22 protein-coding genes and 2 pseudogenes are annotated in these 24,351 nt (G+C 63.3%); 3 read left to right on the forward strand and 21 right to left on the reverse strand.

Going from position 1 to position 24,351, the window contains the following annotated elements:
* Window positions 1–5: 5 nt before the first annotated feature.
* The 6 genes from AWB67_RS26465 to AWB67_RS26490 form a co-directional block, all read right to left on the reverse strand.
* The gene (locus AWB67_RS26465) at window positions 6–1,436 is read right to left on the reverse strand and encodes an FAD-dependent oxidoreductase (RefSeq protein WP_087659177.1); all 1,431 of its coding nucleotides are present in this window, start codon (window positions 1,434–1,436) and stop codon (window positions 6–8) included.
* A gap of 18 nt (window positions 1,437–1,454) precedes the next feature.
* Window positions 1,455–2,165: an ABC transporter ATP-binding protein gene (locus tag AWB67_RS26470; protein ID WP_087659178.1), complete on the reverse strand. Its 711-nt coding sequence runs from the start codon at window positions 2,163–2,165 to the stop codon at window positions 1,455–1,457.
* Entirely contained in the window at window positions 2,152–2,967 is an 816-nt protein-coding gene (locus tag AWB67_RS26475; protein ID WP_087659179.1) for an ABC transporter ATP-binding protein, read from the reverse strand. Before AWB67_RS26475 ends, AWB67_RS26470 begins: the two co-directional genes overlap by 14 nt.
* On the reverse strand, window positions 2,964–3,986 hold the full coding sequence (locus tag AWB67_RS26480; protein ID WP_087659180.1) for a branched-chain amino acid ABC transporter permease: 1,023 nt from the start codon (window positions 3,984–3,986) through the stop codon (window positions 2,964–2,966). The genes AWB67_RS26475 and AWB67_RS26480 overlap by 4 nt, the downstream gene beginning before the upstream one ends.
* Window positions 3,983–4,864 (reverse strand): branched-chain amino acid ABC transporter permease, encoded by an 882-nt coding sequence (locus AWB67_RS26485; RefSeq protein ID WP_087659181.1) that lies wholly within the window; start codon window positions 4,862–4,864, stop codon window positions 3,983–3,985. The genes AWB67_RS26480 and AWB67_RS26485 overlap by 4 nt, the downstream gene beginning before the upstream one ends.
* A gap of 67 nt (window positions 4,865–4,931) precedes the next feature.
* Complete coding sequence (locus AWB67_RS26490; protein WP_087659182.1) at window positions 4,932–6,167, reverse strand: ABC transporter substrate-binding protein; 1,236 nt, start codon at window positions 6,165–6,167, stop codon at window positions 4,932–4,934.
* A gap of 186 nt (window positions 6,168–6,353) precedes the next feature.
* Between AWB67_RS26490 and AWB67_RS26495 the strand changes: the two genes are divergently transcribed.
* Window positions 6,354–7,445: an alcohol dehydrogenase catalytic domain-containing protein gene (locus AWB67_RS26495; RefSeq protein WP_200822309.1), complete on the forward strand. Its 1,092-nt coding sequence runs from the start codon at window positions 6,354–6,356 to the stop codon at window positions 7,443–7,445.
* On the opposite strand, the gene AWB67_RS26500 is transcribed toward AWB67_RS26495, so the two are convergent.
* The 8 genes from AWB67_RS26500 to AWB67_RS26535 form a co-directional block, all read right to left on the reverse strand.
* Entirely contained in the window at window positions 7,442–9,166 is a 1,725-nt protein-coding gene (locus tag AWB67_RS26500) for a GMC family oxidoreductase (RefSeq protein ID WP_087659184.1), read from the reverse strand. The genes AWB67_RS26495 and AWB67_RS26500 overlap by 4 nt on opposite strands.
* Window positions 9,167–9,210: 44 nt before the next feature.
* A complete protein-coding gene (locus tag AWB67_RS26505; RefSeq protein WP_087659185.1) occupies window positions 9,211–10,704 on the reverse strand; it encodes an aldehyde dehydrogenase family protein in 1,494 nt (497 codons plus the stop codon).
* 18 nt (window positions 10,705–10,722) lie between these two features.
* Window positions 10,723–11,958 carry an NAD(P)/FAD-dependent oxidoreductase gene (locus AWB67_RS26510; RefSeq protein ID WP_087659186.1) on the reverse strand — a complete coding sequence of 412 codons (1,236 nt, stop codon included), beginning with the start codon at window positions 11,956–11,958 and terminating at the stop codon, window positions 10,723–10,725.
* A gap of 44 nt (window positions 11,959–12,002) precedes the next feature.
* The gene (locus tag AWB67_RS26515; protein WP_087659187.1) at window positions 12,003–12,197 is read right to left on the reverse strand and encodes a ferredoxin; all 195 of its coding nucleotides are present in this window, start codon (window positions 12,195–12,197) and stop codon (window positions 12,003–12,005) included.
* Window positions 12,198–12,267: 70 nt separating this feature from the next.
* Window positions 12,268–13,482 (reverse strand): cytochrome P450, encoded by a 1,215-nt coding sequence (locus AWB67_RS26520; protein WP_235025328.1) that lies wholly within the window; start codon window positions 13,480–13,482, stop codon window positions 12,268–12,270.
* A 16-nt stretch (window positions 13,483–13,498) separates the two neighbouring features.
* A complete protein-coding gene (locus AWB67_RS26525; protein ID WP_087659188.1) occupies window positions 13,499–14,746 on the reverse strand; it encodes a CaiB/BaiF CoA transferase family protein in 1,248 nt (415 codons plus the stop codon).
* Window positions 14,746–15,936 (reverse strand): CaiB/BaiF CoA transferase family protein, encoded by a 1,191-nt coding sequence (locus tag AWB67_RS26530; protein ID WP_087659189.1) that lies wholly within the window; start codon window positions 15,934–15,936, stop codon window positions 14,746–14,748. The genes AWB67_RS26525 and AWB67_RS26530 overlap by 1 nt, the downstream gene beginning before the upstream one ends.
* A gap of 190 nt (window positions 15,937–16,126) precedes the next feature.
* Window positions 16,127–16,375: a hypothetical protein gene (locus tag AWB67_RS26535; RefSeq protein WP_087659190.1), complete on the reverse strand. Its 249-nt coding sequence runs from the start codon at window positions 16,373–16,375 to the stop codon at window positions 16,127–16,129.
* A 303-nt stretch (window positions 16,376–16,678) separates the two neighbouring features.
* Here AWB67_RS26535 and AWB67_RS26540 point away from each other — a divergent pair, with 303 nt between their 5' ends.
* Window positions 16,679–17,338, forward strand: a complete 660-nt coding sequence (locus AWB67_RS26540) for a TetR/AcrR family transcriptional regulator (RefSeq protein WP_087659191.1) — start codon at window positions 16,679–16,681, stop codon at window positions 17,336–17,338.
* 410 nt (window positions 17,339–17,748) lie between these two features.
* Here AWB67_RS26540 and AWB67_RS43770 read toward each other — a convergent pair.
* Both AWB67_RS43770 and AWB67_RS26550 read right to left on the reverse strand, forming a co-directional pair.
* Window positions 17,749–17,901: pseudogene (locus AWB67_RS43770) on the reverse strand (helix-turn-helix domain-containing protein); the annotation flags it as partial.
* Between the two features lie 345 nt (window positions 17,902–18,246).
* Complete coding sequence (locus tag AWB67_RS26550) at window positions 18,247–18,804, reverse strand: hypothetical protein (protein ID WP_374729853.1); 558 nt, start codon at window positions 18,802–18,804, stop codon at window positions 18,247–18,249.
* A gap of 184 nt (window positions 18,805–18,988) precedes the next feature.
* Here AWB67_RS26550 and AWB67_RS26555 point away from each other — a divergent pair, with 184 nt between their 5' ends.
* On the forward strand, window positions 18,989–19,258 hold the full coding sequence (locus tag AWB67_RS26555; RefSeq protein WP_087659192.1) for a hypothetical protein: 270 nt from the start codon (window positions 18,989–18,991) through the stop codon (window positions 19,256–19,258).
* A gap of 167 nt (window positions 19,259–19,425) precedes the next feature.
* Here the strand turns inward: AWB67_RS26555 and AWB67_RS26560 are convergent, their stop codons facing one another.
* The 5 genes and pseudogenes from AWB67_RS26560 to AWB67_RS40910 all read right to left on the reverse strand — a co-directional run.
* Window positions 19,426–20,244, reverse strand: coding sequence for a hypothetical protein (locus AWB67_RS26560; RefSeq protein ID WP_125477681.1), 819 nt, complete (start codon window positions 20,242–20,244; stop codon window positions 19,426–19,428).
* A 504-nt stretch (window positions 20,245–20,748) separates the two neighbouring features.
* A complete protein-coding gene (locus AWB67_RS26565) occupies window positions 20,749–21,852 on the reverse strand; it encodes an AI-2E family transporter (protein WP_087659194.1) in 1,104 nt (367 codons plus the stop codon).
* Window positions 21,853–22,362: 510 nt separating this feature from the next.
* Window positions 22,363–22,839 (reverse strand): PAS domain S-box protein, encoded by a 477-nt coding sequence (locus tag AWB67_RS26570; protein ID WP_087659195.1) that lies wholly within the window; start codon window positions 22,837–22,839, stop codon window positions 22,363–22,365.
* A gap of 429 nt (window positions 22,840–23,268) precedes the next feature.
* On the reverse strand, window positions 23,269–23,664 hold the full coding sequence (locus AWB67_RS26575; protein WP_087659200.1) for an RT0821/Lpp0805 family surface protein: 396 nt from the start codon (window positions 23,662–23,664) through the stop codon (window positions 23,269–23,271).
* Between the two features lie 191 nt (window positions 23,665–23,855).
* Window positions 23,856–24,351 (reverse strand): annotated as a pseudogene (locus AWB67_RS40910) (hypothetical protein); the annotation flags it as partial.

Consider the following 24,351-nt stretch of genomic DNA (forward strand, 5'->3'; position numbering starts at 1 on the left):
CGAACTTACACGGATACCCTTATCTCCCGAGCCGCGCTTTCGGCGGACCGCAGACCGAACACCGCCGCTTTCGCAAGGCCGCCGACATACCCCGCGTTCGCGCCACCCTCGATCCCGCCCGTCGTCGCGCCCGCCGCATAGAGGCCGGGTATCGGGCGATGCTGTTCGTCGAGTGCGCGTGCATCCGCATCGATGACGACGCCGCCCATCGTGTAGGTAATGCCCGCGCAAAGCGGGATCGCGAGAAAGCCGGGGCCAGCGATCGGCGATGGCGCGGTCGCGAGGGTCGCCAGCCTGACGGTGCGCCGTGGAGTCAGCGCCTCGGGATGGCAGTTCGATAACGCCGCGTTGTAGTCCCGCACGGTCTGCGCAAGCGTCTCTCCCTGCATGCCGAGTTTCGAGGCTAGCGCCTCGATATCGTCCGCTCGATGGATCGTCGCGCCGAGGCGCTCTAGTGCAGGATTCGGCGGCAGAAGGAATGCGCCGCCCGGTCCCGCCCAGATCGCTTCATCGAGAATCACGAACGACGACAGCGGTTCATCGAGCGCCGCGACCGCGTTCGCAACCGCCACGCCGCCGAGACCTTCGTCGGTGAATCGCCGCCCGCTGCGATCCACGACGATCGCCGCCGACGCCACGATATCCAGCACTGGATACGGCCAGAGCGATTCGTCGTCGAGCGCGTCTTTGTGTTGCACGTGGCCGTAGAACTTGTCCATGCCCGCGAGCGCCGCGCCGGCCGAACGCGCCATGCGGATCCCGTCGCCGTTTCCAGTGCCCGCCCCGCGCTTGCACAAATGCTCCGGTCGCGGCGAGATGAATTCGCGCACCATGTCCGCGTTGCCTTGAAATCCGCCATCGGCGAGCAACACGGCGCGCGCTTCGATCACACCTTCCGTGCCGTCGGGCAATGCAGCGACTACGCCCTGGCATCGTCCATCGATCATGCGAAGCGCTTCTGCGCGCGCGCCGCGAATGAAGCGCCCGCCTGCCGCCACAAATGATGCCTCAAGGCGTTGCAGCAGCAAATCCCCGCCCTTGCCGCGCCAGTGATTGTGGAATCCCGTCTCCCGCAAGCTGAACGGCACGAGCATGTTGCTCATGAACGGATACTCGCCGCCCCGCCCGAACTCCGCGCCATGCCGAGCCAGCCAATCGATGACGCGTGCGCCGTCGGTTGCGAGCGCAGCCGCCAGTGCGGGATCGCGCAGGCCGGGACACGCTTCGGCAATCGCTCGTTCGAGACTCTCCGGGTCGGACTTGATGTCCTGAAACGCCAGATGAAACACGCCGCCTGCGTAGCGCGAATTGGCGGCGTACTTTTCTTTGCTACCCGCTTCGAGCAGCACGGCGGAACAGCCCAGTTCCGCCGCCCGGTTAGCGGCGACGAGCCCGGCCAGCCCTCCTCCGACGATCGCCAGATCCACACATGACATACCTACTCTCCAAGTCGATCAACCCAGATAAGCCTGCTGAATCGCTTCGTGATCGCGCAGCGATTCGCCCGTGCCCTCCGCCGCGATGTTGCCGACGGAAAGCACATAGCCGTAATCGGAGAGTGCCAGCGCTTCGTCCGCGTGCTGCTCGACGAGAAGGATGGTCAGCCCGGACCGGCGCAGCACTTGCAGCACTTCGAACATGCGCTCGACCACGAGCGGCGCGAGTCCTAGCGACGGTTCGTCGAGCAGCAGCAGTTTCGGGTCGGCCATGAGCGCGCGGCCGAGCGCGACCATCGACTGTTCGCCACCGCTCAGGGTGATGGCGCGCTGCCCCGCGCGCTCCTTGAGCTTCGGAAAGAGCTCGTACACGTAGTCGAGGCGATCGCGAAAGAGCGCCTTGTCGCCGCGATGCCGCAGACGGTGAAAGCCGAGGCGCAGGTTCTCCGCCACGGTCAGCGCGGCGAAGACCTGCCGCCCCTCCGGCACCTGCACGATGCCGAGCTCAACCACCTCCGGCGCCGACAGCTTGACGATGTCGCGCCCGTTTAACGTCATCGATCCGGCGTTGATATCGACGAGGCGCGAGATGGCGTTGATGAGCGTGGATTTGCCCGCGCCGTTCGCACCGACCGCTGAGACGATCGTGCCTTCGCGTATTTCGAGCGAGATGCCGTGCAGCGCCTCGGTGCCCTTGTACCCGGCACGCAGTCCGTCAATTTTTAGCATGTACGCCTCCCGTTCCGAGATAGGCCTCGATGACCTTCTGATTGCTCTGCACCGAGGCCGCGTCCCCTTCGGCGATTTTCGCGCCGTGATCGAGCACGACGATCCGATGGCACAGGCTCATGATGAATCCGATATCGTGCTCGACGATGAGGATCGTGAGACCGTCGTCGTTGAGTTGCCGCAGCATCCGGCCGAGCCCGGCCGTCTCTTCGTCGTTGAGGCCCGCGGCCGGCTCGTCGAGCAGCAGGATGCCGGGCTCGCTCGCCAGCGCCCGCGCGATCTCGACAAGACGCTGCTGTCCATGCGGCAGAGTCGAGATCAAATCGTCCGCCCGTTGCGCGAGACCGACGAACTGCAGCAGCTCCATCGCGCGCTCGGCCGAGCGGCGCTCATCGGCCGCCACCTTGCGAAAGCGCAGCAGCGACGCGATGAAGCCATCGACGAGTTGCGGATGAAAGCCGAGCATCACGTTTTCGAGCACGGTCAGCCCGCTGAATAGACGCACGATCTGGAACGTGCGCGCCATGCCCATCGCGCTGCGCCGGTGAAGCGGAGCATGCGTGATGTTTTCCTGCCGGAAGAAGATTTCGCCGGCGGACAGTCCGTCGACGCCCGTGATGAGGTTGAACGTCGTCGATTTGCCCGCGCCGTTCGGCCCGATCAGCCCGACCGCCTCGCCCTGGCGGACCTCGAACGTGACGTTGTCGACGGCGACGAGGCCGCCGAAGCGCTTCACGCCAGACTGGATCGACATCAGTTGCGGCGCTTCGATCGGCGTGCGCGGTGTGGCTTGCGTTCTCATCGTCCGACTCCTTTCTTGACGGTGTGCCGCGCAGGCAGGCGCGGCGGCGAGCGCCGCGCGAATCGGGCGCTCTGCTTCGCCGTGAGCGACCGGAACATTCCTGAAAGTCCGTGCGGCATGAAGATCAGGAACAACAAAAGACAGAGGCCGTAGACGAGCGTTTCCAGCTCGCCGAAACGCGTGAGGAACTGCGGCGCCATGACGACCACGATCGAGCCGAGGATCGGTCCATAGCGCGTGCCGAGTTCGCCGACCACGGCGATCGTCAGCATCGATACGAGGATCGGAAATTCGCCCATGCTCGGACTGACTTGCCGGCTGACCACCGCGAAGCCGACACCCGCGAGCCCTGCGAGAACCGCGCTCAGCACGAATACGCGCAGCTTTTGCACGGCGACGTTCACGCCAAGCGCGGCAGCCGCCTTGTCGTCGTCGCGGATCGCCTGCAGCGAGCGGCCCAGATGACCCGACACGATGAAGTTCTGCAGCGCGAGCACGAGCGCCGTCGCGGCGACGATCACGTAGTAGAGCGTCAGGCGGTCCATCGGCTTCTCGCCGATCGTAATCGACGGAATCAGGAGGCCGCCGGTGCCGCCCGTCACGTCGATCCAGCGATTCGCCACGCCCGAGATCACGAGGCCGAAGCAGAGCGTCGCCATCGCGAGGTAGTGCGTGCGCAGCCTGAGCAGCGGCACGCCGATCACAAGCGCAACAAGCGCGCAGATCACGAGGCTCGCAGGCAACGCGACGAGCGGCGGAAATCCCGCTTTCAGTTGCAACAGCGCGTACGCGTAGGCCGCGATCGCGAAGAAGCCCTGATGGCCCATCGCGATCTGCCCTGCGTAACCGTAGAGCAGGTTGAAGCCCATGCTGAGCACCGCGTAGATGCAGATCAGCGAAAGCAGCCGCAACTGAAAGCCGGTGGTGAAGAACATCGGCGTGGCGACCGCGACGACCAGAAAAAGCACGAACGGCGCTCGCGCGTGCCATGCGGAAGGTTGGGTGGATGCCTGTCTCATCGCCGGACTGCCTCGAAATCGCCCAGCAACCCGAACGGACGGATCAACAGGACGAGAAGGATTAGAAGAAAGATGATCGGTTCCGCGTAGAGGCTGCTGCCATAGCCTGCGACGAACGTTTCCAGCACGCCGATCACGAGACCGCCTGCCGCCGCCGCAAACGGGCTGCCAAGTCCGCCGAGGATCGCCGCCATGAAGCCCTTGACGGTCAGCGCGACGCCCATCGACACCTGTCCGCCGAGAAGCGGCCCGATCAGCACGCCCGAGATGCCGCTCACGAATGCACTGAACATGAAGCCGAAGCGCACGATGCGCGACGAGCGGATGCCCATCAATTGCGCGACGCGCGGCTGCGCACCGGTCGCGCGGATGCACAGCCCGAAGCTCGTGCGATACAGCAGGAACCACGTGACTAGCAGGAACACGACGAATGCCACCACGATCGCCATCTGCTGCAGATTGGTCGTGAGCGGTCCGAGGGTGATCGGTTCAAGCGACAGGATGTTCGGCACGTAGAGCTGGTTCGCGCCCCAGATCAGCAACGCGATGCCGCTCGCAATGATCGCCGCAGCGAGCGTGCCGATCATGATCGTGAGCGGCGGCGCACCGCGTTTGACGAGCGGGCGATACACCCCAAACTCGAGCGCGAGCGAGCAAACAAGAACGACGGCCAGCACCGCGAGAAGCGCGATGGGCGTGGGCAGCGCGTAGGTGACCATGAAGAGGATCGCGGACATCGCGCCGATCATCACGAAGTCGCCCTGTGCGAAATTGATGACGCGATTTGTACCGTAGATCAGCGACAGCGACAGGCCGATCAGCCCGTAGACGCTGCCGTTGGTCAGGCCCGCGAGCAGTAAGACGCTGATTTTATCCATGTGCGTGTGCCAGGTTGGAGGGCAAGGCTGAACGCGACGGCAGCTCGGGCCGCCGTCGCACGATCGGTTAAAGCGGCTTGAACTTGTTCAGGTCGGGCTTGACCAGGCGCGCTCCGCCGTCCGCGACGAGAATGAAGACGTACCAGTTCGCGTCCGGCGACCCATGGTGCTGCTGCGGTCCGAAGTGATAGCTCGCGTTTTGTTCGCCCTGCAAGCCCTTGAACTGCGTGAGCCTGTCGGTGCCGTCGCGGAATGCCTTGCGCGCTTCCTCGATGTTGCCGGCATCGATCGCCTTCAGCACGGCGGGCGTCGCGATCACTTGAAGCGCAGCTTTCGCCGCGTCGTAGCCGATCACCGGATAGAGCGTCGGCTGATGCGGACCGAAGCGCGCGTTAAAGACCGCGAAGAACTTCTGCACATCGGCGCGCGACGGATCGACCGTGTTCGGGATCAGCACGCCGTCGCTCGCGGGACCGGCGAGCTTGCGCAGCGTATCGAGCAACGCGCTGCGCGACACGATGATCGGCGCGGTGACGTTGAGCTGGCGTGCGGTGCGCAGGACGCGCGCGCCATCGGCGGGATAGGGGAATACGAGCAGCACGTCGGGCTTGGCATCGCGCAGGTTGGAGAGCTGCGGCGAGAGATCCGTCGCGTTGATGTCGTAGGTCTGCTGCGCCACCACCGTGATGTTCTTCTTCTTGAGCGCGGCGGTTGTCGCACGCGCACCGTCGGTTCCGAACGGCAGCGAGTTGTTGATGATTGCCGGGCGTTTAAAGCCCTGCTGCGCGAGCAGGTCGGCGATCGCCGCCGCGTCCTGGCGATTCGCAGGCCCGAAGCGGAAGTGATACGGCGCGGGCGGATCGGTCAGCGTGTCGGTGCCGGCCGAGAGCATGTAGTACGGAATCTTGTTTTCCGTCGCGATCGGGATCATCGCCGCCGCCGGCGCCGACGGATTGCCGCCAATGATCACGAGCCCCTTGTCATCTTCGGCGCACCGCGATGCGAACGTCGCCGTGAGCTGCGGGTCGGTCTTGCCGTCGTAGGCGATCAGCTTCAGCTTGTGCCCCGCGATGCCGCCCGCCGCGTTCGCTTCGTCGATCGCCAGTTGCACGCCCTGATAGCCCTGCGTGCCGGTGTCGGCGGCGGCGCCGCTGCGGTCGTCGATCGAGCAGATCAGGATCGGCTCGGCCGCACGCGCCGTGAGCGTGAACGCGGCGGAAAGCGCCGCTGCAAGACTCAGTCCCGCGAGCTTCGTCCAGCCGGACCTCGGGTTCGAGCGCGTCGCGCGTCGTGGCGTTTTCATGGATTGTCTTCTCCGAATAGTGGCTCAGGCAATCGCCTGAAAGTAAGCTTGTGTCATTGGATGAACCTTTGGCTTTATCATAGGGGTGTGCGAATTCGGCTGTCAAGAAACCTCGGCTCGGGGTTTAACCTTGGTGCCCTGGCAGCGGGTTCATCGGTAGAGTCGGCTTGTTCAAAAGGAGAGAAAGTGTCAGCGCATCCTTGTGGTCACATGCACGGAGTGCAACTTCGCGCACCGGGCGACGTCGCGCTCGCCAATTTGCCCATCCCGTCCGCCGGAGCCGGCGAAGTCGTGTTGCGCGTCCTCGCGGCAGGCCTCTGTCAAACCGATCTGCATATTCGCAGCGCCACCGACTCGCGCACGCCCGACGGCACCACGCTCGGCCACGAGATAGCGGGCGTCGTGGAGGAGACCGGTGCGGGCGTGACGCAATGGCGCCCGGGCGACCGGGTCGTCGTGCATCCGTGCTGGTCCTGCGGGGCGTGCAGCGCGTGTCTCGCGGGGCGGCAGAACGCATGCCGGCGCACCGGCGGACGGCTCAATCCTCCGCAGACTCCGGGCGTGACGAAAAACGGCGGCATGGCCGAATACGTGTGCGCGCCCGCAAGCGCGCTGGTTGCGATCGGCGATCTCGATCCCGCGATCGCCGCCACGCTCACCGACGCCGCGCTCACGCCCTACTACGCGATCCGCACGTGTTCCGAACTCCTGCATCCCGGCTCGACGACCGTGATCATCGGGCTCGGCGGACTCGGCAATCTCGCGGCGCAGATCCTGCGTGCGACGACGGCCACGCGCATCGTCGCCACCGACCTCTCCGATGCGGCGATCGAGGCCGCGCGACCGTGGGCGGATGTCGCGCTCTCATCGAACGATCCAGCGCTCGCCGACCAGATCGTCGCGATGACCGACGGTTTCGGCGCAGACGTCGTGCTGGATTTCGTCGGCAACGACGCGACGCTGCGGCTCGCAGCGGCGATCGTCGGACGCTCGGGCGCGATACGCGTGGTGGGGCTCTCGGGCGGCACGTATCCGTTCGTCGCACGCTCGGCGGGCAATCCGCTGCCGCGCGGCGTCTCTGTCATATGCCCGTATGGCGGCACCTACGGCGATCTCGCGGCGGTGATCGCACTCGCGCGGCGCGGCGACATCAAGCCGCTCGTCACGCGCTTCCCGCTCGACGATGCGATGCGCGCCTTCGATGCCCTCGAAGCCGGCACGATCCGCGGCCGCGCCGTACTGATCCCCGGCGACGCCGCGAATCCGCCGACGCGCTAGGCCACCTGAACGGCTGCGGCAACCCGCTGGCCGACCATCATGTCGGCCACTTTTTCGGCGGCCATCATCGTCGGAAAGTTGAGGTTGCCGCTCGGGATGTGCGGGAAGATCGATGCGTCGACCACGCGCAATCCCTGCACGCCGCGCACGCGCGCCTGATGGTCGGTCACCGCGAGCGGATCGCCGTCGGGACCCATGCGGCACGTACATGACGGATGCCACACGCCCACGCATGCGCTGCGCACGAAGTCGCGCAGCGCGGCATCGTCGGCGAGGAGATCGGCGAGCGTCGCGCCGCCCGCGATCACGCGCGTCATCAGGAAACGCCGCAATGGCGCGGGGCCGTCGAGCAAGGTGGCGAGCACATCGGTGATTACCTTGTTGCGGCGGCTGAGCAGCGCCACCTGCCGGACCTTTTCGCTATAGCTCGCCGGGAACGGGTCGGCGGTGACGGCTCGAACGGCCGCGAGCGCCTGCACCGACGCCATGCGGCGAAAGCCGTCGGCGAGGCGGTCGAGGTCGCGCTCGTCGGAGAGGAAGTTGAAATCGACCGAAGGCGGCGCACGCCAGTCACGCGACGCGAGCTTCACTTCGCCCGCATTCGAAAACGGTTTGTTCACGTACATCAGCATCGTGCCGATGCGTTCGCCGACCGCGTGCCACGACGTCTTCGTGACGACCGAGACGAACATGTCGCCCGCCGGCGCGCCGCCGATGCCCGACGAATAGCGCCAGCCGAGCAGGATGTGCCGGCGGGTCGCGTCGTTCACGCGTGCGGGCTTGCGAAGGAACGAAGCCAGCGCGACGGACGGATGTTCCATCAGATGCTGCCCGACGCCATTTGACTCCGCGACGATCGCGATGCCCTGCTCGCGCAGATGCGCCGCCGGCCCGATGCCCGCGCGCAGGAGGATCGCGGGCGACTGCAGCGCGCCCGCCGAAAGGATCACTTCGCGCGCGCGCACTTCAGCGGGACGTCCCGCCGTTTCGAGCCGGATGCCGCAGCACTTCGTCCCTTCGAACAGGAGGTCGGCGACTTCGGTTCCGGTCCAGATCGTGAGGTTCGGCCGCTTGCGGGTTGCAGCGTCGAGATAGCCCATCGACGCCGACACGCGCCGTTCGTCGAGATTGGAAATCGCGATCGGGAAATAGCCGTCGCGGAATTCGCCGTTCTGGTCGGGCAGATAGTCGTAGCCCGATTCCTTGAGCGCGGCGGCCACGGCCGTCGCATGTTTCGGCCACGCGTCCGGGAAGATCCGGCGCACCGGAATGGGCCCGGACCTGCCGTGCAGGGGGCCGTCGAAATCGATGTCGCGCTCGATCTTTTTGAAGTACGGCAGCACGCTTTCCCAATCCCATCCTTCGACGCCGCGCGCCGCCCAGTCGTCGTAGTCGCTCGGCGCGCCGCGGTTGAAAAACTGCCCGTTGATCGACGAGCCGCCGCCGAGAATGCGCGCCTGCTCGTACTTGCGCAGCTTGCGTGGCTGCGTGCCATCCCGGAAGGCGACCGTCGTCACCTGCAGGCCGGGCCACAGGTAGTTCGGGTTCAGATAGGCGGTGCCGGGGTAGCTGTCGAGAATCGCGGCGGGCAGATTGTCGTTCGGCAGGTCCGCGCCCGCCTCGCACAGCAGGACGTTCGTGGACGGATTCGCCGACAGGCGGTTGGCAAGCACCGAACCGGCCGAACCGCTGCCGACGATGATGTAGTCGTAGGATGTCATCGTGTTGATCTTTTAGGATGGGCGCGTGCGGACTCGGCGGTCCGTCAGTCGAGGTTGATCGCGATGCTCTTTACGGACGTGTAGAGGTCAAGGACTTCACGTCCGCGCTCGCGTCCCCAGCCCGATTGCTTGTAGCCGCCGAACGGCAGCGCGGGCTCGTTGACCATATGCGCGTTCACCGATATCGAGCCTGCCTTGATGCGCCGCGCGAGCTTGTGCGCAACACCCAGGTTCTGCGTCCAGATTCCGGCGAAGAGACCGAACTCGCTGTTGTTCGCCTCCGCCGCGATGGCTTCGAGATCCTCGTCGTCGAACGGCATCGCGCACACGACCGGCCCGAAAATCTCCTCGCGATAGATCGACATGCTGGTCGATGTATCGATGAAGACCGTCGGCCGCACGAAATAGCCGCCGTTGTCCGGCGCGCTCTTGCGGTTCATGCGCCGTGCGCCCTCTTCCTCGCCCTGGCGGATATAGGCGCTGACGCGCTGCATCTGCTGGCTCGAAATCAGCGGACCGATCTGGCTGTCCGGCGCGAGTCCGTGACCGACTTTCAGCTTGTCGCCATGCTCGACGACGCCTTCGATCACGCGATCGAACACTTTCCGGTGCACGAAAAGCCGCGAGCCCGCCGAGCACACCTGGCCGCTGTTGAAGAAGATGGCGTTGGCCGCGCCCGTCGTCGCGAGATCGAGGTCGGCGTCGGGAAAGACGAAGACGGGCGATTTGCCGCCCAGTTCCAGCGATACCTTCTTCAGATTCCCCAACGCGGCCTGGACGATGCGCTTGCCGGTTTCGGTCGACCCCGTGAACGCGATCTTGTCCACGTCGGGGTGTGCCGCGAGCGCGGCGCCCGCCGTCGCGCCGAAGCCGGTCACAACGTTCACCACGCCGTCCGGGATGCCCGCTTCCTGGATGATCTGCCCGAGCCGCAGCGCGTTGAGCGGCGTCTGTTCGGCGGGTTTCAGCACGACGGTGCAGCCGGTCGCGAGCGCCGGCGCGATTTTCCAGATCGCCATCGACAGCGGAAAATTCCACGGAATGATCTGCCCGACGACGCCGACCGGCTCGCGCGTCGTGTACGCATGCCATTCGCCCGGCACCGATACGCTGACCGATTCGCCGTTCAGCTTGGTCGCCCATCCGGCCATATAGCGCAGCATTTCCGCCGTGCCCGCGATGCCGCGTTTCGCCACCGCGAGCGGCTTGCCGTTATCGACGGCTTCGATCTCGGCGAGTTCGTCGCCGTGCTGCTCGATGAGATCCGCGAGCCGGAACATCACGCGCGTGCGGTCCGCCGGCTTCATCTTCGCCCAGTCGCCCGTTTCGAACGCACGGCGCGCGGCACGCACGGCGAGATCGATGTCGGCGGCATCGCCTTCAGCCACGCGCGCGACGACTTCGCCCGTGCCCGGATCGAAGACGTCGAAGGTCTTGCCCGATTGCGCATCGACCGAGCGTCCGCCGATCAGCAGACGGTGCGTCCCGCGGATGAAGCTCGCGCTCTGCGCGCCCAGGCTTTCGTAAATCGTCGACATCTGCAAACACTCCTTTTTCTAGGTGACGGGCTGGAGCACGGTCTTCAGGTCGAATTGCGGATCGGCGGCCTGCGCGGGCGTGACGGGCGCGTCGGCGGCGAGCAGTTTGCGCGCGGCGATGTGGTCCGCAGGACGGTTGACCGATTCGACCGCCACGAGATGCCCTTTCGCGAATCCGTAGGCTGAGAACTTGAGGCCGGCGCGGTCGCCGCGCAGGACGATTTCGTCGGGGCGGCTCATCGCGACGCCCGCAATCTGGAGCTTCACGCCGCCCTGATCGCTCCAGAACCACGGCACAGCTTCGAAGCCGTGCGTGTGTCCGGTCAGGCGCTGCGCGAGAAAGCGCGCCTGATCGACGGCGTTCTGCACCGATTCGATCCGGCAGTTGCCGAACGCGAAGCGCGACGGAAAAGCCGCGCAATCGCCGAGCGCGGAGATCGACGGATCGCTCGTCGCGAGATTCAGATCGACGACGATGCCGTTCGCAATCTCAAGCCCCGCATCCTTCGCGAGTTCCACGTTCGGAACCACGCCGATGCTCACCACCACGAGATCGGCTTCGTGCAGCATGCCGCCCGTCGTTTCGGCGCCGATCACGCGGCCCGCTTCCGTGCAGATGCGCTTGACGCCGCTATCGAAGCTGAAGGTGACGCCGAGCGACTCGTGATGCTCGCGAAACGCCTCGGCAACGGGTGCGCTGACCGCGCGGCTCATCAGGTTCGAACTCGCTTCGATCACGCTCACCGCGACGCCGCGCTTCGCGGCCACGGCGGCAAACTCGAGCCCGAGAAAACCCGCACCGACGATCACCGCGCGTTTCGAGCGGTTGAGCGCCTCACGCAAAGCATGCGCATCGTGCAGCGTGCGCAGCTTCAGTAGGCCCGACGTCGCACTGTCCCAGCCCGGCAGCAGCCGATTGCGCGCGCCGGTCGCGAGCACGAGATGCTCGTACTCGATGCGCCGACCGTCACCGGTCGAGATGTGATGGCGCTCGCGATCGATATGCAGCACGCGCACGCCGAGCATCAGTTCGATCCTGCGGCCCTCGTAGAAGGGTTCCTTCTGGAACGTGACCTGCTCCGCTTCGCAGTCGCCGCTCTGGAACGCCTTCGAAAGCGGCGGGCGCTGATACGGAAGATCCGGCTCGTCGCCAATCAGCACCACGCGCTTGTCGTAGCCGGCGTCGCGCAGCGACACTGCCAACTGATAGCCGGCCTGCCCCGCACCGATGATCAAGATTCCCGCGTCATTCATGTCATGACCCTTGTGAACGTGTTGCGGCTCTCGTCGGACGCTGCTTATTCGTCGAACGTGATCACGAGCGCGGGACACAGGCGCGCCGCTTCACGGCAGGCTTCGTGAAGATGCGGCGGCGGGCTCTCCTGCAGGACGATGACGAGGCCGTCATCCTCGTTCTGGCTGAAGACTTCCGGTGCGGCCACCACGCACAAGCCCGCACCGATGCACTTCGTCGCGTCAACGTTGATTTTCATGTCTGTCTCCTGATGGTTGCTGCATGCCCGCGCGGGATGCGCGGACACGTTAGCCGGTTCGCTGATTCGCTTACCACTCGACCGGCAATGCATCGACGCCGTACACGAACGCGTCGTAGCGGAACTTGATGTCGTCCAGCGGCACGGCGAGCCGCAGTTTCGGCAGGCGCTGGAAGAGCGTCGTGAAGACGATCTGCAACTCGGCGCGTGCGAGCGGTTGCCCGAGGCACTGGTGCACGCCGTAGCTGAACGCAACGTGATGCAGCGCGGGGCGACGGATGTCGAACTGGTCGGGGTGATCGAATGCTTTCGGGTCGCGATTGGCGGCCGTGATCAGCGCAAGCACGCCCTCGCCCTTTCGGATGAGCGTGCCTGCCACCTCGACATCCTCCATCGCGACGCGTGGGCCGTTGTAATGCACGATCGTGTGAAAGCGCAGCATTTCTTCGACCGTATTGCGCACGAGCGACGGATCGGCGACGAGCGCGTCCTTCTGCTCGGGATGCGTGAGCAGCGACAGCGTGCCGAGCGCGATCATGTTCGCCGTCGTTTCGTGGCCGCCCATCAGCAGCAGTTCGATGGTCGCGAGCGCTTCTTCGCGCGTCATGTGGCCGGGCACGACCTGGCTCGTCACGAGGCGGCTGATCAGATCGCTGCGGTTGCCCGGATGCGCCATCTTCTCGGTGATCAGGCGGTCGAGATATTCGCGCATCTCGGCACCCGCGCGCACCGGCACTTCAGGATCGGCCGTGAGGTCGAGCTTGGCCTTGCTGCGCTCCTGGAAGAAATCGCGGTCTTCGTAAGGCACCCCCAGCATCCGCGAGATGACGGTGGTCGGCACGGTGAGCGCGAAGTCCTCGAATAGATCGGCGGGCGAACCCTTCGCGATGAACTCGTCGAGCAACGTGTCGACGGTCTGCTGCAACTCGGGGCGCATCGCATCGATGTGATGCACCATGAATTCCTTCGACAGCATCCGACGATACTTCGTATGCTGCGGCGCATCCATGCGGATGATCGTCGGTGGATACTCCGCTTTCAGCAACGCCGCTCGGGCCGGCGCAATGAACGGATAGCCGGGCGTCGAGGGCGCCGTCGAGAAGCGCGGGTCGCCGAGGATAGCGCGCACGTCGTCGTAGCGGGTTGCGATCCATGCTTCGGTGCCATCGGGCATCGTCACTTTCGAGAGCCCTTCGTTCTTGCGGATCTCCGCGTATTCCGGCGGCGGGGCGAACGGGCAGCGGCGCATCGGAAAGGCGGGCGCGGATGCTTTGTAGTCGTCCATCAAAGGTCTCCTTGTATCAACGTACGATGTTTTGTTCACGCAAGCGGGCGATGGCGGCGGCGTCGAGATGCAGCCTCTCGCCGAGGATGAGGTCGGTGTGCTCGCCGAAGAGCGGCGGCGCTTTTGGCGGTGCCAGCGAGCTTTCCTGCATCTTCAGCGGCGAGTTCACGAGGCTGATGCGGCCGGCGGTCGGATGATCGATCTCGCAGACCATGTTGCGTGCCTTCGATTCATCCGAGTTCAGCGCTTCGAGCACGTTCTGCACGAGGCCCGCCGGTACGCCCGCGCCTCGAAAGAGCGGCACCCATTCGTGGCGCGAACGCGTTCTGAGGCGCGCCGACATCAGTTCATCGAGCGCGTCGCGATTGGCGCGGCGTGCGTCGTTGTCGATGAAACGCGGATCGGTGGCGAGACCCGGCATGTCGAGCACGTCCGAGCAGAAACGCGCGAACTGCACGTCGCTGCCGACGTGGAACATGATCGGGCCGTCGGCGGCGTGATACAGACCTTGCGGGATGATGTCGGCGTGGCTGTTGCCGTAGCGGCCCGGCGCCTTGTTCAACAGCAGCGCGTTGGCCGCCACCGAGACGTGATTCGCGAGCGTGCAGTCGAAGAGCGCGATGTCGATCGCTTCGCCTCGCCCGTTGCGCAGGCGTCGCACGAAGGCCGCGAGGATCGCCTGCGTCGCATACATGCCGGCCGTGATGTCGCAGATCGGCACGCCTGCCTTCGACGCTTCCCCTTCCGGCTCACCGGTAATCGACATCAGGCCGCTTTCAGCCTGGATTACCGAGTCGTAGCCGGGACGTTGCGCACTCGGACCCGTTCTCCCATAGCCGCTGACAGAGCAATAGATCAGCTTCGGGTTTTCTTTGCGCAAGGCTTCGTAGCCGAGCCCGTAGCGCTCGAGCGTGCCGAGCAGATAGTTCTCGACGAGGATATCGCTCTCGCGGGCCAGCGCCTTGACGAGCTCCGCGCCGTCCGGCTTCGAGAAGTCGATTGCAATCGACTGCTTCGTGCGGTTGATCGCAAGGTAGTAAGTGCGCTCGCCGCCCTGGATTGCCGTGCCCCAGTGACGCGTCTGGTCACCGCCCTTCGGGTGCTCGACCTTGGTCACTTCCGCGCCGAGATCCGCGAGCATCATCGCGCAGAAAGGCGCCGCAAGAACACGCGACAAGTCGAGCACGCGCACGCCCTTCAGCGGCGGTTCATCGCGCGCGAGTTCGGGCAAGCCGATGTCGTGGCACGGGTTCATGGCTGACATCACTCGGTTCCCAAGGTTGCTGCGGCCGCCTGTTCCGCGTCTTTCGCGGCCAGCCCGAACTCGCGCAGGATCTCGTCCGTGTGCTGGCCGATGGTCGGCGGCGGACGGCGAATCGAAGTCGGCGTCTCCGACAGGCGGATCGGGTTCGTGACGACCTTGAACTTGCCGGCCGTCGGATGATCGAGTTCCTCGACCAGATCCCTTTGCACGCGTGGGTCTTCGAAGACTTCCTGGAAATTCAGCACCGGCGAGAACATCGCTTGCGCTTCGAGCAGCTTCTCGTTCCAGTGCGCGAGCGGCTGTTTCGCAAAGGCTTCGGCCAGACCAGCATCGACGATATCGCGGTGCGCGAGGCGCCCGTCCTTCGTCTTCAGGCGCTCGTCGGCGAGCAGAGCTTCGGCGCCGACAGCCGCCGCGAGCACGCGCCAGAACTTGTCCGTATGCGCGATCACCATCACGTGGCGATCGTCGGACGTGCGATACGTGTTGTACGGAACGATCTGCCAGTGCGCGTTGCCGATGCGTCCCGGCGTCTCGCCGGTCGCGAAGTAATACGCGTCGCGCGGGATCATGCTGAAGATGGTCGCGTCGAGCATCGAGAGGTCGACGCGCTGGCCGCGGCCCGTGACGTTGCGCGACTGGATCGCCGCGAGCACGCCGATGGTCGAAAGCAGCGGCGTGATCAAATCCGCGTACGGCATGCCGGTTTTCAGCGGGCCGGTCTGCTCGTCGCCCGTCAGTTGCATGATCCCGGACATCGCCTGCACGACGGGGTCCATGCCGGGGCGGATGCTGTCGGCGCCCGTTCGGCCGAATGCCGAAGTCGAGCAATAGATCAGGCGCGGATTCGCCGACGACAGCTTTTCATAGCTGATGCCGAGTTTCTCAGCGATGCCCGGCCGGAAATTCTCCACGACGATATCCACCTGCTTCGCCATTTCCTGCGCGGTGTGCTGTCCTTCCGGTGCCGTGAGGTCGAGCACGACGCTGCGCTTGTTGCGGTTCAGCGTGAGGAAATAGACGGCATCGTCGCCGAGGAAGGTCTCGCCCGTGAGGCGCATCGTGTCCCCTGCGGGCGGTTCCACCTTGATCACGTCCGCGCCGAAATCAGCGAGGAGCATCGTGCCGAAAGGGCCGTTCATCATCTGGGTAAAGTCGAGGACCTTCGTTCCCTCAAGTGCGCTGCTCATCGTCGCCTCTCCTATTTTGCGTGTCGCCTTGACGCTGTTGATCGAGTTCGAATCAGGCTTCTAGTGAAACTATCTTTTTTTCATTGGATCAACCTTTGATTCGATACTGCTACGTTCGCATGGCGATGTCAAGGACGGGTAAATCCGGGGACGGCTTTCCAAAACAGCGCGGCCGGTCGCCCGGATGCCATCAGGCCGCGAAGCGCAATGCGTTCATCGACGGACGACGGTTCGTCGGCGGAAACACGCACCACGTTCCGTCGTCGTGGCGAAAGAACAGGACCGAGAGCGAACCCGACGGCCGCTCGACTTCGACGCGTATGCAGCGCGTCGGGTGAGAACCGCTGCGCGTCATCCGGACGACTCGCGCCGGCGTGGCTTGCGTCGGGCCGAGCCATTTGTCCACCAGGCGATGCAATGAACTTGCGTGGCTGTTCATTTCAATGCTCCTTTCTGCCGGCAGATGTGCCGCAGGCGATTGCGTGCTGGCCCTGATATTTGAGCAACTGCTTTTATGGGTCTAATGACCAAATATTAGTGGTCTGGTGACCAATTATCAAGACATTCGAAGTTGGGGTATACGCGCTACTTCTACGTATTTACGCAAGGGACAATCGTATGGGCCTGGCACCAAAACCAGATTTGACCTATATAATTGGGTTGATTGACCAAATTTTGGTTTGATAGAGTTGCAGGCAGCGCGGCTTGCCTGACCCCAGTCGGTTCGCAGGAGATCGGCCATATGGAACTCATGAGCATCACGTCCGAGGACATCAGTGGAAGGGACGCGAAGGGTGCGTCGAAGTCGCGCGGCAACCGGACGACGCGCGTTCCCGAGATTCTCGAAGTCGCGATTCGCGTCTTTGCGCGTGAAGGCAACGCCGGCTTTACTCAACGGCGCGTCGCGGCGGACGCGGGCGTGCGCCTGAGCACGTTGCAGCACTACTTCGGCAGCAGGGAATCGCTACTGCAATCGACCATCGAAGAAATGGGAAAGCGTTATCTCGAACGATTTCGCCTTCTCGCCGACGATGCGCTGCGGTCGCCCGAAGCGCGTCTGGAAACGCTTCTCGACGAAACGTTCGACGTTCTGACGGGGCCGGACAATGTCGTCAGTCCGTTCGCGCTCGAAGTCTGGTGTCTCGCCGAGCACCAGGCATCGGTACGAGACCTGATGGTCAGGGTCAGCGGCGACTTTCAGGAGGTATTCAGCAAACTCGTCGCGGAAATCAACCCCGCGCTCGCACGTGACGAGTGCCGTCTGCGCGGCGCGCTCATTTATTCGCACTGGCAGGGGCTGATCGTGTTCTTGCGACGATCGGGGCGAAATGCGCCGGACCTCGTCGCGTTTCGTACCGCGACCAAGGTCGTTTGGAAGGCATTGAGCAACGCTTCGCAGTAGGTTTTCGTCGGATTTTCGCCGTGCAGCGATGTGCGACGCGCGGTCCAGAGCGAACCGCTTTCGCCGGCCGGTCTGCCACAGCCTCGATTCGGCCGGTGGAGGCGCAATCCCGCTGCTCGTGGGTAAGGTCTCCCTTACTGGTCAACAATGAACCCGTCATAGTGCGGACGCATCGAAATCGGTTTGGACAGTGGCGGACGAATTCTCTGCGCGTCCGGCAGAAGTGCGATCCCGAGACCGGGGCCTGTCGGAATATCAACGAAACCGTTCTTCGGCAAAAGAAACACCTAACTCTCGACGCGATGTTTCCGACGGTGTTTCAAGTCATGAGAACCGCACGAGAAACTCGCGCAGGCAGTTTTCAACTATTCTGGAGACGTCGTTGCGCTCACCACCCTCAAACAAGCTGCCGATAAAACAGATCTGACGGTGGCTGGTGAGCGCCCGAGTATCAGGGCCATGGCCCTGATACTCACATCCTGCAGTCGTAGGCTTGCGATGGCGAGGCGTTCTTCAGGTTGAAGCTGCTGGTACGAAGTTTGTCGGGCATTGCAACACCTTATACGAGATAGGTGTTGCACTTCGCTTTTGAGGCCGACCTCATATTCATGAAGCCTTCCTTTCGCTAGCCTGCGCCTTAATGTGTTGGTCACAGCTCGCACTGTTCTTTGCTTAATTACGCAACAGCTTCTTAGCGAAATTCAAGGTGAGTTGCCGAGCCGCTTACCCTTGACGGCATTCAAGTGTCCCCGGTCGGTGCCACCGGGCGGGGACACGTCCCCGGAGCGGGAGTTCGTCACCCGCTTGGCGCAGTGGCGGCGGTTGACGACGACGCAGGTCGCCGGTGCGATTGCATGAGGGAGACGTCTTCGGACAGAAGCGATCGAGTGCGCCTTTAGGCTACGCGCCTATTTCACTGCCTTGGACGCACTGCAGTTCAGGTCGACGGATGAGACCCCAGTATTCTTCAGCGTAACCGAGATCCTGCTTCCTCTGATCGCCGTGATCATTTGCCCGTAACTGACCGTTGGGATGAACTGAACGTCCGGAGCCACCGCCACCGGAGGATTCTTTGTTCCGTCGACGGTCAGTTCAAGTTCCACAGTCAACGAGTCGATAGCCACGCCCCAGTCCTGCTTTTGTGCGGCCTGGTTCTTCTTGAAGTTGCACAGGCCCTCCATCACTTGCTCCAAAGCGGTAGGGATATCGACTGGCTTTCCCTGGGGAATCGGCGGCGTGTTGCAGCCGGCAACCAGAAAAGACAGAAGACATGGGAGAACAGAGAGGTGGGCTCGCATCAGGATTCCGTGATCGGCCTCGTAGGGCGACCAGTATCCATCTGCCTCGTTCTCTCTTCTGTGCGCTGCCATACAGACGACAGCCTGCGGGGATTCATGCGCGCCGGACACCCAGCCATGGAAGCTCTTTTGCATGAACCAAGAAGTGCCTCTGTGAGCAATATTCAATGACTGTTGTTCCCTCGACCGGGCTAGCCTGCTGGCGCGACGGTTGATTCGCTACCGGTTGCACGCTTTCGTGCCATCATCGACTGCGAGCGACGGATGCTCTTGTCGAGGTTCTCCACGAAATTCGAAGGCGGCTCTACTCAACACATGACCGCCATTTCAACCAAGACGCAGGAACGTGAAAATGGTCGAATCAAAAAACGAGCTCTGGGCGCGAACGGCCGCAACACTCACCGCCGCTGGACTCCTGGCGCTATCGGGGGCTTCGCTGGCCACCAACCAGTCGCAACAGCGGCAACAAGGCAGGAACGCAAACCAGGCCGCGAAACACGAAGCGCGCACAACCAAGGTCGACTGCCGTGCCGCAGACCAGAAGAGTAACTCCCAGTGCCGGCAGGACAAGCGCAACTCGAAGCAGGAAGGTCGTCAGCAAAAACGGGACATCAAGTATTGATGACAGTGCCGATCGAATGGCGTGCCCGCCAACAACGGAGCACTCGTCGGCCGCCCCACGACCCGTGTCGCAAACGTGCCCGTTTCGCCCGGTGCAACGTCGCAACTCATTGTCTCGCTTTCAGGCAGATCGGGTTGCGAAGTCAAGCAACGGTCGCTGAATCGCGATCAGAACTTGAAGGTCACATTCACGCTTGGGCCGCTAAAGCGAAGCGTTTGGACGAGTTGATCGCCCGAGCCATAAAATGCGAGGTATCGATAGAGCAGGCCGAAGTCGACCCGCTTTGTCGCGTAGGCTACCCCCGTCAGGGCCTGCCATGTGAACTTTGAGGTGCCCGTCCCCACGTCGAGATAGAAAGGGACGTACCATGCGCCGTTCCGAGTGAACGTCGCGCGTCCGCGTACGCCCGCGAAACCATTGAAGATGTTCTGCATCTGTCCGACATGAAAGTTCGCACTGGCCCCCGGTCCTGAGCCAACTGTCGCGCCGATCATTGCGTCGAGTGTTCCCTTCACACCAAGATAGCGCATGCCCGCGATCGCATCGACGTGTCCCCATTCCTGCCATATGACAGTACGACTCCCGCCCAGCTGGACCAGCGTTCCCGCGAAACTCGTCTGAACGTCCTGCTGCGTTCCGCGCGTGCCGAGGACGCCGCTCGTCGCATTGACAGCACTCTCATGCCGACCGAAGTTGAGGTAGATGGTGTCGGCGAAAACACTCCACTCCCCCTTGCGCGCCTCGCCCTGCAGCATCAAGGCGAATCTGAGGTTCTGCAGATAGTTGTACGGCCCGCTGGACGCGTCGGCACCGCCTCCGGGAAGCGTGAACCGGAACGTTCCGCTCACAGTGGGCAACCACAGGTAAGGCCCGACTGCAATCTGCCATTGTGCGCCGGCATCGCCCGGAGGGGCGTCGGTTGCAACCGCCGGGCCACATAGTGCAGCCATTGTCAGCGCGGTGATGCATTTTGACCGTCGCGTCATGATGCTCCCTGGCTTTTCACGCGCTTTTGGATTCGCGCGGCGTCGCTATGGCCGGAGTTCGACCTAGATGAAATCCAGCACAGCCAAGCCCGTCGCCAGCTTGCTGGTGTAGCGCCCGTTGGAGGGAACGACGCATCATGGCGTCTGCGCAACAGGGGCTGCGCGCCATCGTGTTTCCGGCACCAGCGCATTTCTTGCGAAAACGCCCACACTACGGCACGGAGCAATTGCAGCCCATACAGCGGTTCCGGGCAGCAACCACTGTGAAGGCATATTGAATCAGAAGCAAGACGCACAGCGCGCCCTATCGCCGCTAACTGCCGTCCGCAGGACTGAAATCATTGACACGCCAAGATCCGCTCTCTGAGCAGAGTTTCGGACATTCACAGTCAGCAGCGAATTTTGAATTGATTTCGGCCCGCTGCGCCTCATAGATCAAGCGATCAAGCACTCGGGTTTCAGAAGCGCCGGTGCATTGTAGTGACACCGAGCAGTCCCGGCGGTTCAAGTCTGCTGCTGTTCGTTTGAGCGCTCCGACTGCGGCTGGTCCCTCACCCATCGCCAGAACAGTTGATAGCCGACCGCGAGCATCACGGGACCGATGAACAGGCCGATGACGCCGCCTGAGACCATGCCGCCGAGCGCGCCGATCAGCACGACCGGCATGGGTACGGCGACGCCACGGCCCAGCAGCAATGGCTTGAGCACGTTGTCGGCCAGGCCTGCGACGAAGACATAGACCGAGAAGACGATCGTCGCTGTACTGAGGCCCTCGGTGACGATGACGAAAATGATCACCGGGGCCGTGATCAGGGTGGCGGGTAACTGCATGATGCCGATCAGCAGCACGACGAGCGCAAGCAGGCCGGCACCAGGGATACCCATGAGCACGAAGGCGACACCAATGAGCAGCATCTGGATGAACGCAATTCCGACCACGCCCTGAGCGACTGCGCGGATCGTGGCGGTGCAAAGATCGGTGATCTTCGGACCGTTCTCCGGGCCGGATATGCGCGAGGCGATCTGCACCGCGCTGCGGCGGCCATTCTCGCCGTGAGCCATGAGAATGCCAGCAATGACTAGCGCGACGAAGAATATCAGCAACCCCGCGCCGAGGCCGGTGAGCGTTCCGAGCAATGCGCGGCCAGCATCCTTGAGCTGAGGTGCGAACTTGTGCGCGAGACCGGTAAGGTCGGTGGAGGCTTGCTGCCAGAAGTCGAACACTCGCTGACCCACGAGTGGCCAGGTGGTCACCGATTCCGCAGGCGGTGGAATGCGGAAGCTGCCGCTCCTCACGACGGCCATCGCATGCTCGATCGAGTCGGCTACTGCGACGCCCAACATATATGTCGGCGCGAGGATAACGCCGAACGCAATGAGGATGATCAGGGTGGCGATAAGGCCCTCCCTGATGGCGAATCTTCCCCGCAGTCTCGCTTGCAGCGGATACAGCGTGATCGCGAGGATCATCGCCCAGACCATCAGATTAAGGAACGGAACGAAGATTCGAAAACAAAATACAGCGAGAACAGAAATGAGCCCGGCACGGATCAGTACATCGAGCAATTCTCTGGATAGTACCCTACGGGCCGTAGGCGTGGGCTGCATCGGTGGCCTCCTCGCATGTTGCCGCGAGAGACCAACTCGACGGCACGTTAAGCTTGCCAGGCAACCGGCATGGTTGGAGCTGGACCACGCTAAGGCTCCCATCGCTCTCCGGCAGGAAGGTCGCCAGAAACCTAACTATTCCGAGTAACTGTCCGTCGACCAAGCGCGGTTTCGCATAAAAAGGTGATCGTCCGAATACCACAGCATCAATCTCGCTACCTGACGAAGAGCGCCGCGTCCGAGCCACGAGCCCCCTTGACACTGACCTCGCCGACGTAATAGCCGGGACAGCCGCGAAAAAAGCATGAACGACGCTGGACTTCAAGGAACATCTTGATTGCATCCATGGCGTTACCTTTCGATGAGCGGGAACACGGACGCAGCGGCAGGTACACGCGCAGCCCCGGAGCAGAAATCCCCCCCCGGTTCGACGGTAAGCGCGGCTATACAAGCTGCAAGCGAAGCTTCTCGATTTCCTGGAGATGCATCTACAATTTAGGTTCAAAGACATCAAAAGACAATGCGCCCACGGGTTAACGTCCTGAGCGCCCCTGCGGCGGTAAGGCGCTGCAATTCGTATCGTTCGGTCCGATCGATGACGACGGTCAGCATCAGCGCTTTCCTGGACGACGTCAAAGGATTGATCGTGACTTCGGCGGGGAATTCGGTGCCTTCCTTACGGCGGGCGAATACGTCGCGAGAGCCGCTTTGGGCGCGAAGGGCGCGACCCGAAGCTGCGTCATACTGCACCGCGTCATGGGTTCCCTCGCGCAAGCCGGGCACGAGCGCATCGGCGGATGCGCCGATCAATTCGGCGCGGCTGGAGCCAAAGAGTTTCTCCGATGCCGCATTGACCAGCACGATTTCGCCATGCTGGTTCGTCACGAGAATCGCGAATGGCAACAGTTCGAGCGTGTTGCGAAACGAGTCGTCGTCCTTTGGCGATGGCTTCGTGCTGCCAGAGTCGAAGACACGCGGGCCGGGCATCGCGACGGGCCGGCAGCACGTCAAGGCGCAACATGTATGTTGCAACGCGTGCGGTGCATAGCATTAGACAGGCGCGTAATACGCTTGCATTCGCCGCATTGACGTGTTTTCTGAAAAGGCAAATTAATCTCTCACACCTTGTCGAGCCTTGCACGCGATCGTTCTGCTCCAGTCCTACAACGGGCATGCCAGCCCGCGGCCCGACCTTGATCGACCTTAGTCTGGCCTCCCGGTAACAATGCCTCTCGCCATCACGGACGAAGGGAGTGTCCTCGTTACAACCGGATGAATCGGTCGGTGTCGTGGAGCTGTCCACAGTCGATTTCGGCTTGTCCATATAGAACACCCGAACAGACCTGCGGTGCTCCACGTGTCTTGCGCAAAGCGGCCCCGCCGCCTGTCACACAAGGATCGCCGTTGGACGTGGTCCTATCGCTCCTGTACCTCCCACGCGCCCTTGCCAGTCCTGCAAGCAGTGGGTCCCCATGTCTCCGTCTGACCTTTGGCAACCGCGATGATCGTCAACTTCCGACAGGTGCGCTCGCCGTCCTTCACAGAATCGCGCGGCGTGATCGTTCCCCTTATGGCGACGGGATTACCCGTTCCTTCATTGCTCCAGTTGAGCGATTCGCCATCTTGTTTGGTATCGAGAGCCGTACGAGCAGACTTGTTGAGCACCTCTCGGTCGGGTTGCTTCATGTACGTGATCGGCGTGTCCTTAAGAAAGCTGAGATTGCCAGCGCACGCCGGCGATTGCCAGACGAGCAACACGATGCTCGAAAGCAGTCCGACAATGGCCCGAGTGCCTACGAGAGATATCGCCATGAGACGCCCCTGCTCAACGTTGGATGCCTGAGCTTGCCGCGTACTCTTCATCCTCAGCGGCGTGCAGGTTTCTTGAGTGAGTATAGGCACGGTGAATCTCCTCGTAACAACGCGTCATTTAGCTGGTCGGGCTTTATGTCTGTTCTCGCACGGCACCGGTCTCCTTCGGCCCAGCTTTTCCGATAAGGACACTAAATCAGCCGCGCCGCTTCGTCGAGACGGCTTCTCGCCGGCAGCAGGCCGCCCCGCGCGATGCGCACGAGCGAGAACGCCCGCGTCTCCGGCGGCGTGCCCGGAATGTGCGCGAGCCGGAACTCGATGTCATCGCCCGGCTGCGTGCACGTGTCGTCCATCACGACGTTCATCCGGTCGAGCCGCAGCCGCTTCACCTCGACGAACGCGCGCTCCTGCGGCTCGGCCAGCACGCTGCGTACATGCTCGAACTTGCGTTCGAGCGCGTCCATCGGCAGGCCGAGGCTCGCGAGCCTCTGGCTGTTCTCTTCGATGCGCGCCTGCAAGCGCGCTATCTCGCCCGCATCGAGCGCAGCCTCGCTGCCGAACACCGAGCGCGTGCCCACGCCTTGCCGTTCAAGCAACTGCAAGCGCGCCTTGAGCAGCGCGCGCTCCTCTTCCAGCACTTCCCTCTTCGATGCATCGCCCGCGACGCCTTGCAGCCCGTCGAGCGCC

Source organism: Caballeronia terrestris (assembly GCF_001544515.1).
Lineage (GTDB): Bacteria > Pseudomonadota > Gammaproteobacteria > Burkholderiales > Burkholderiaceae > Caballeronia > Caballeronia terrestris.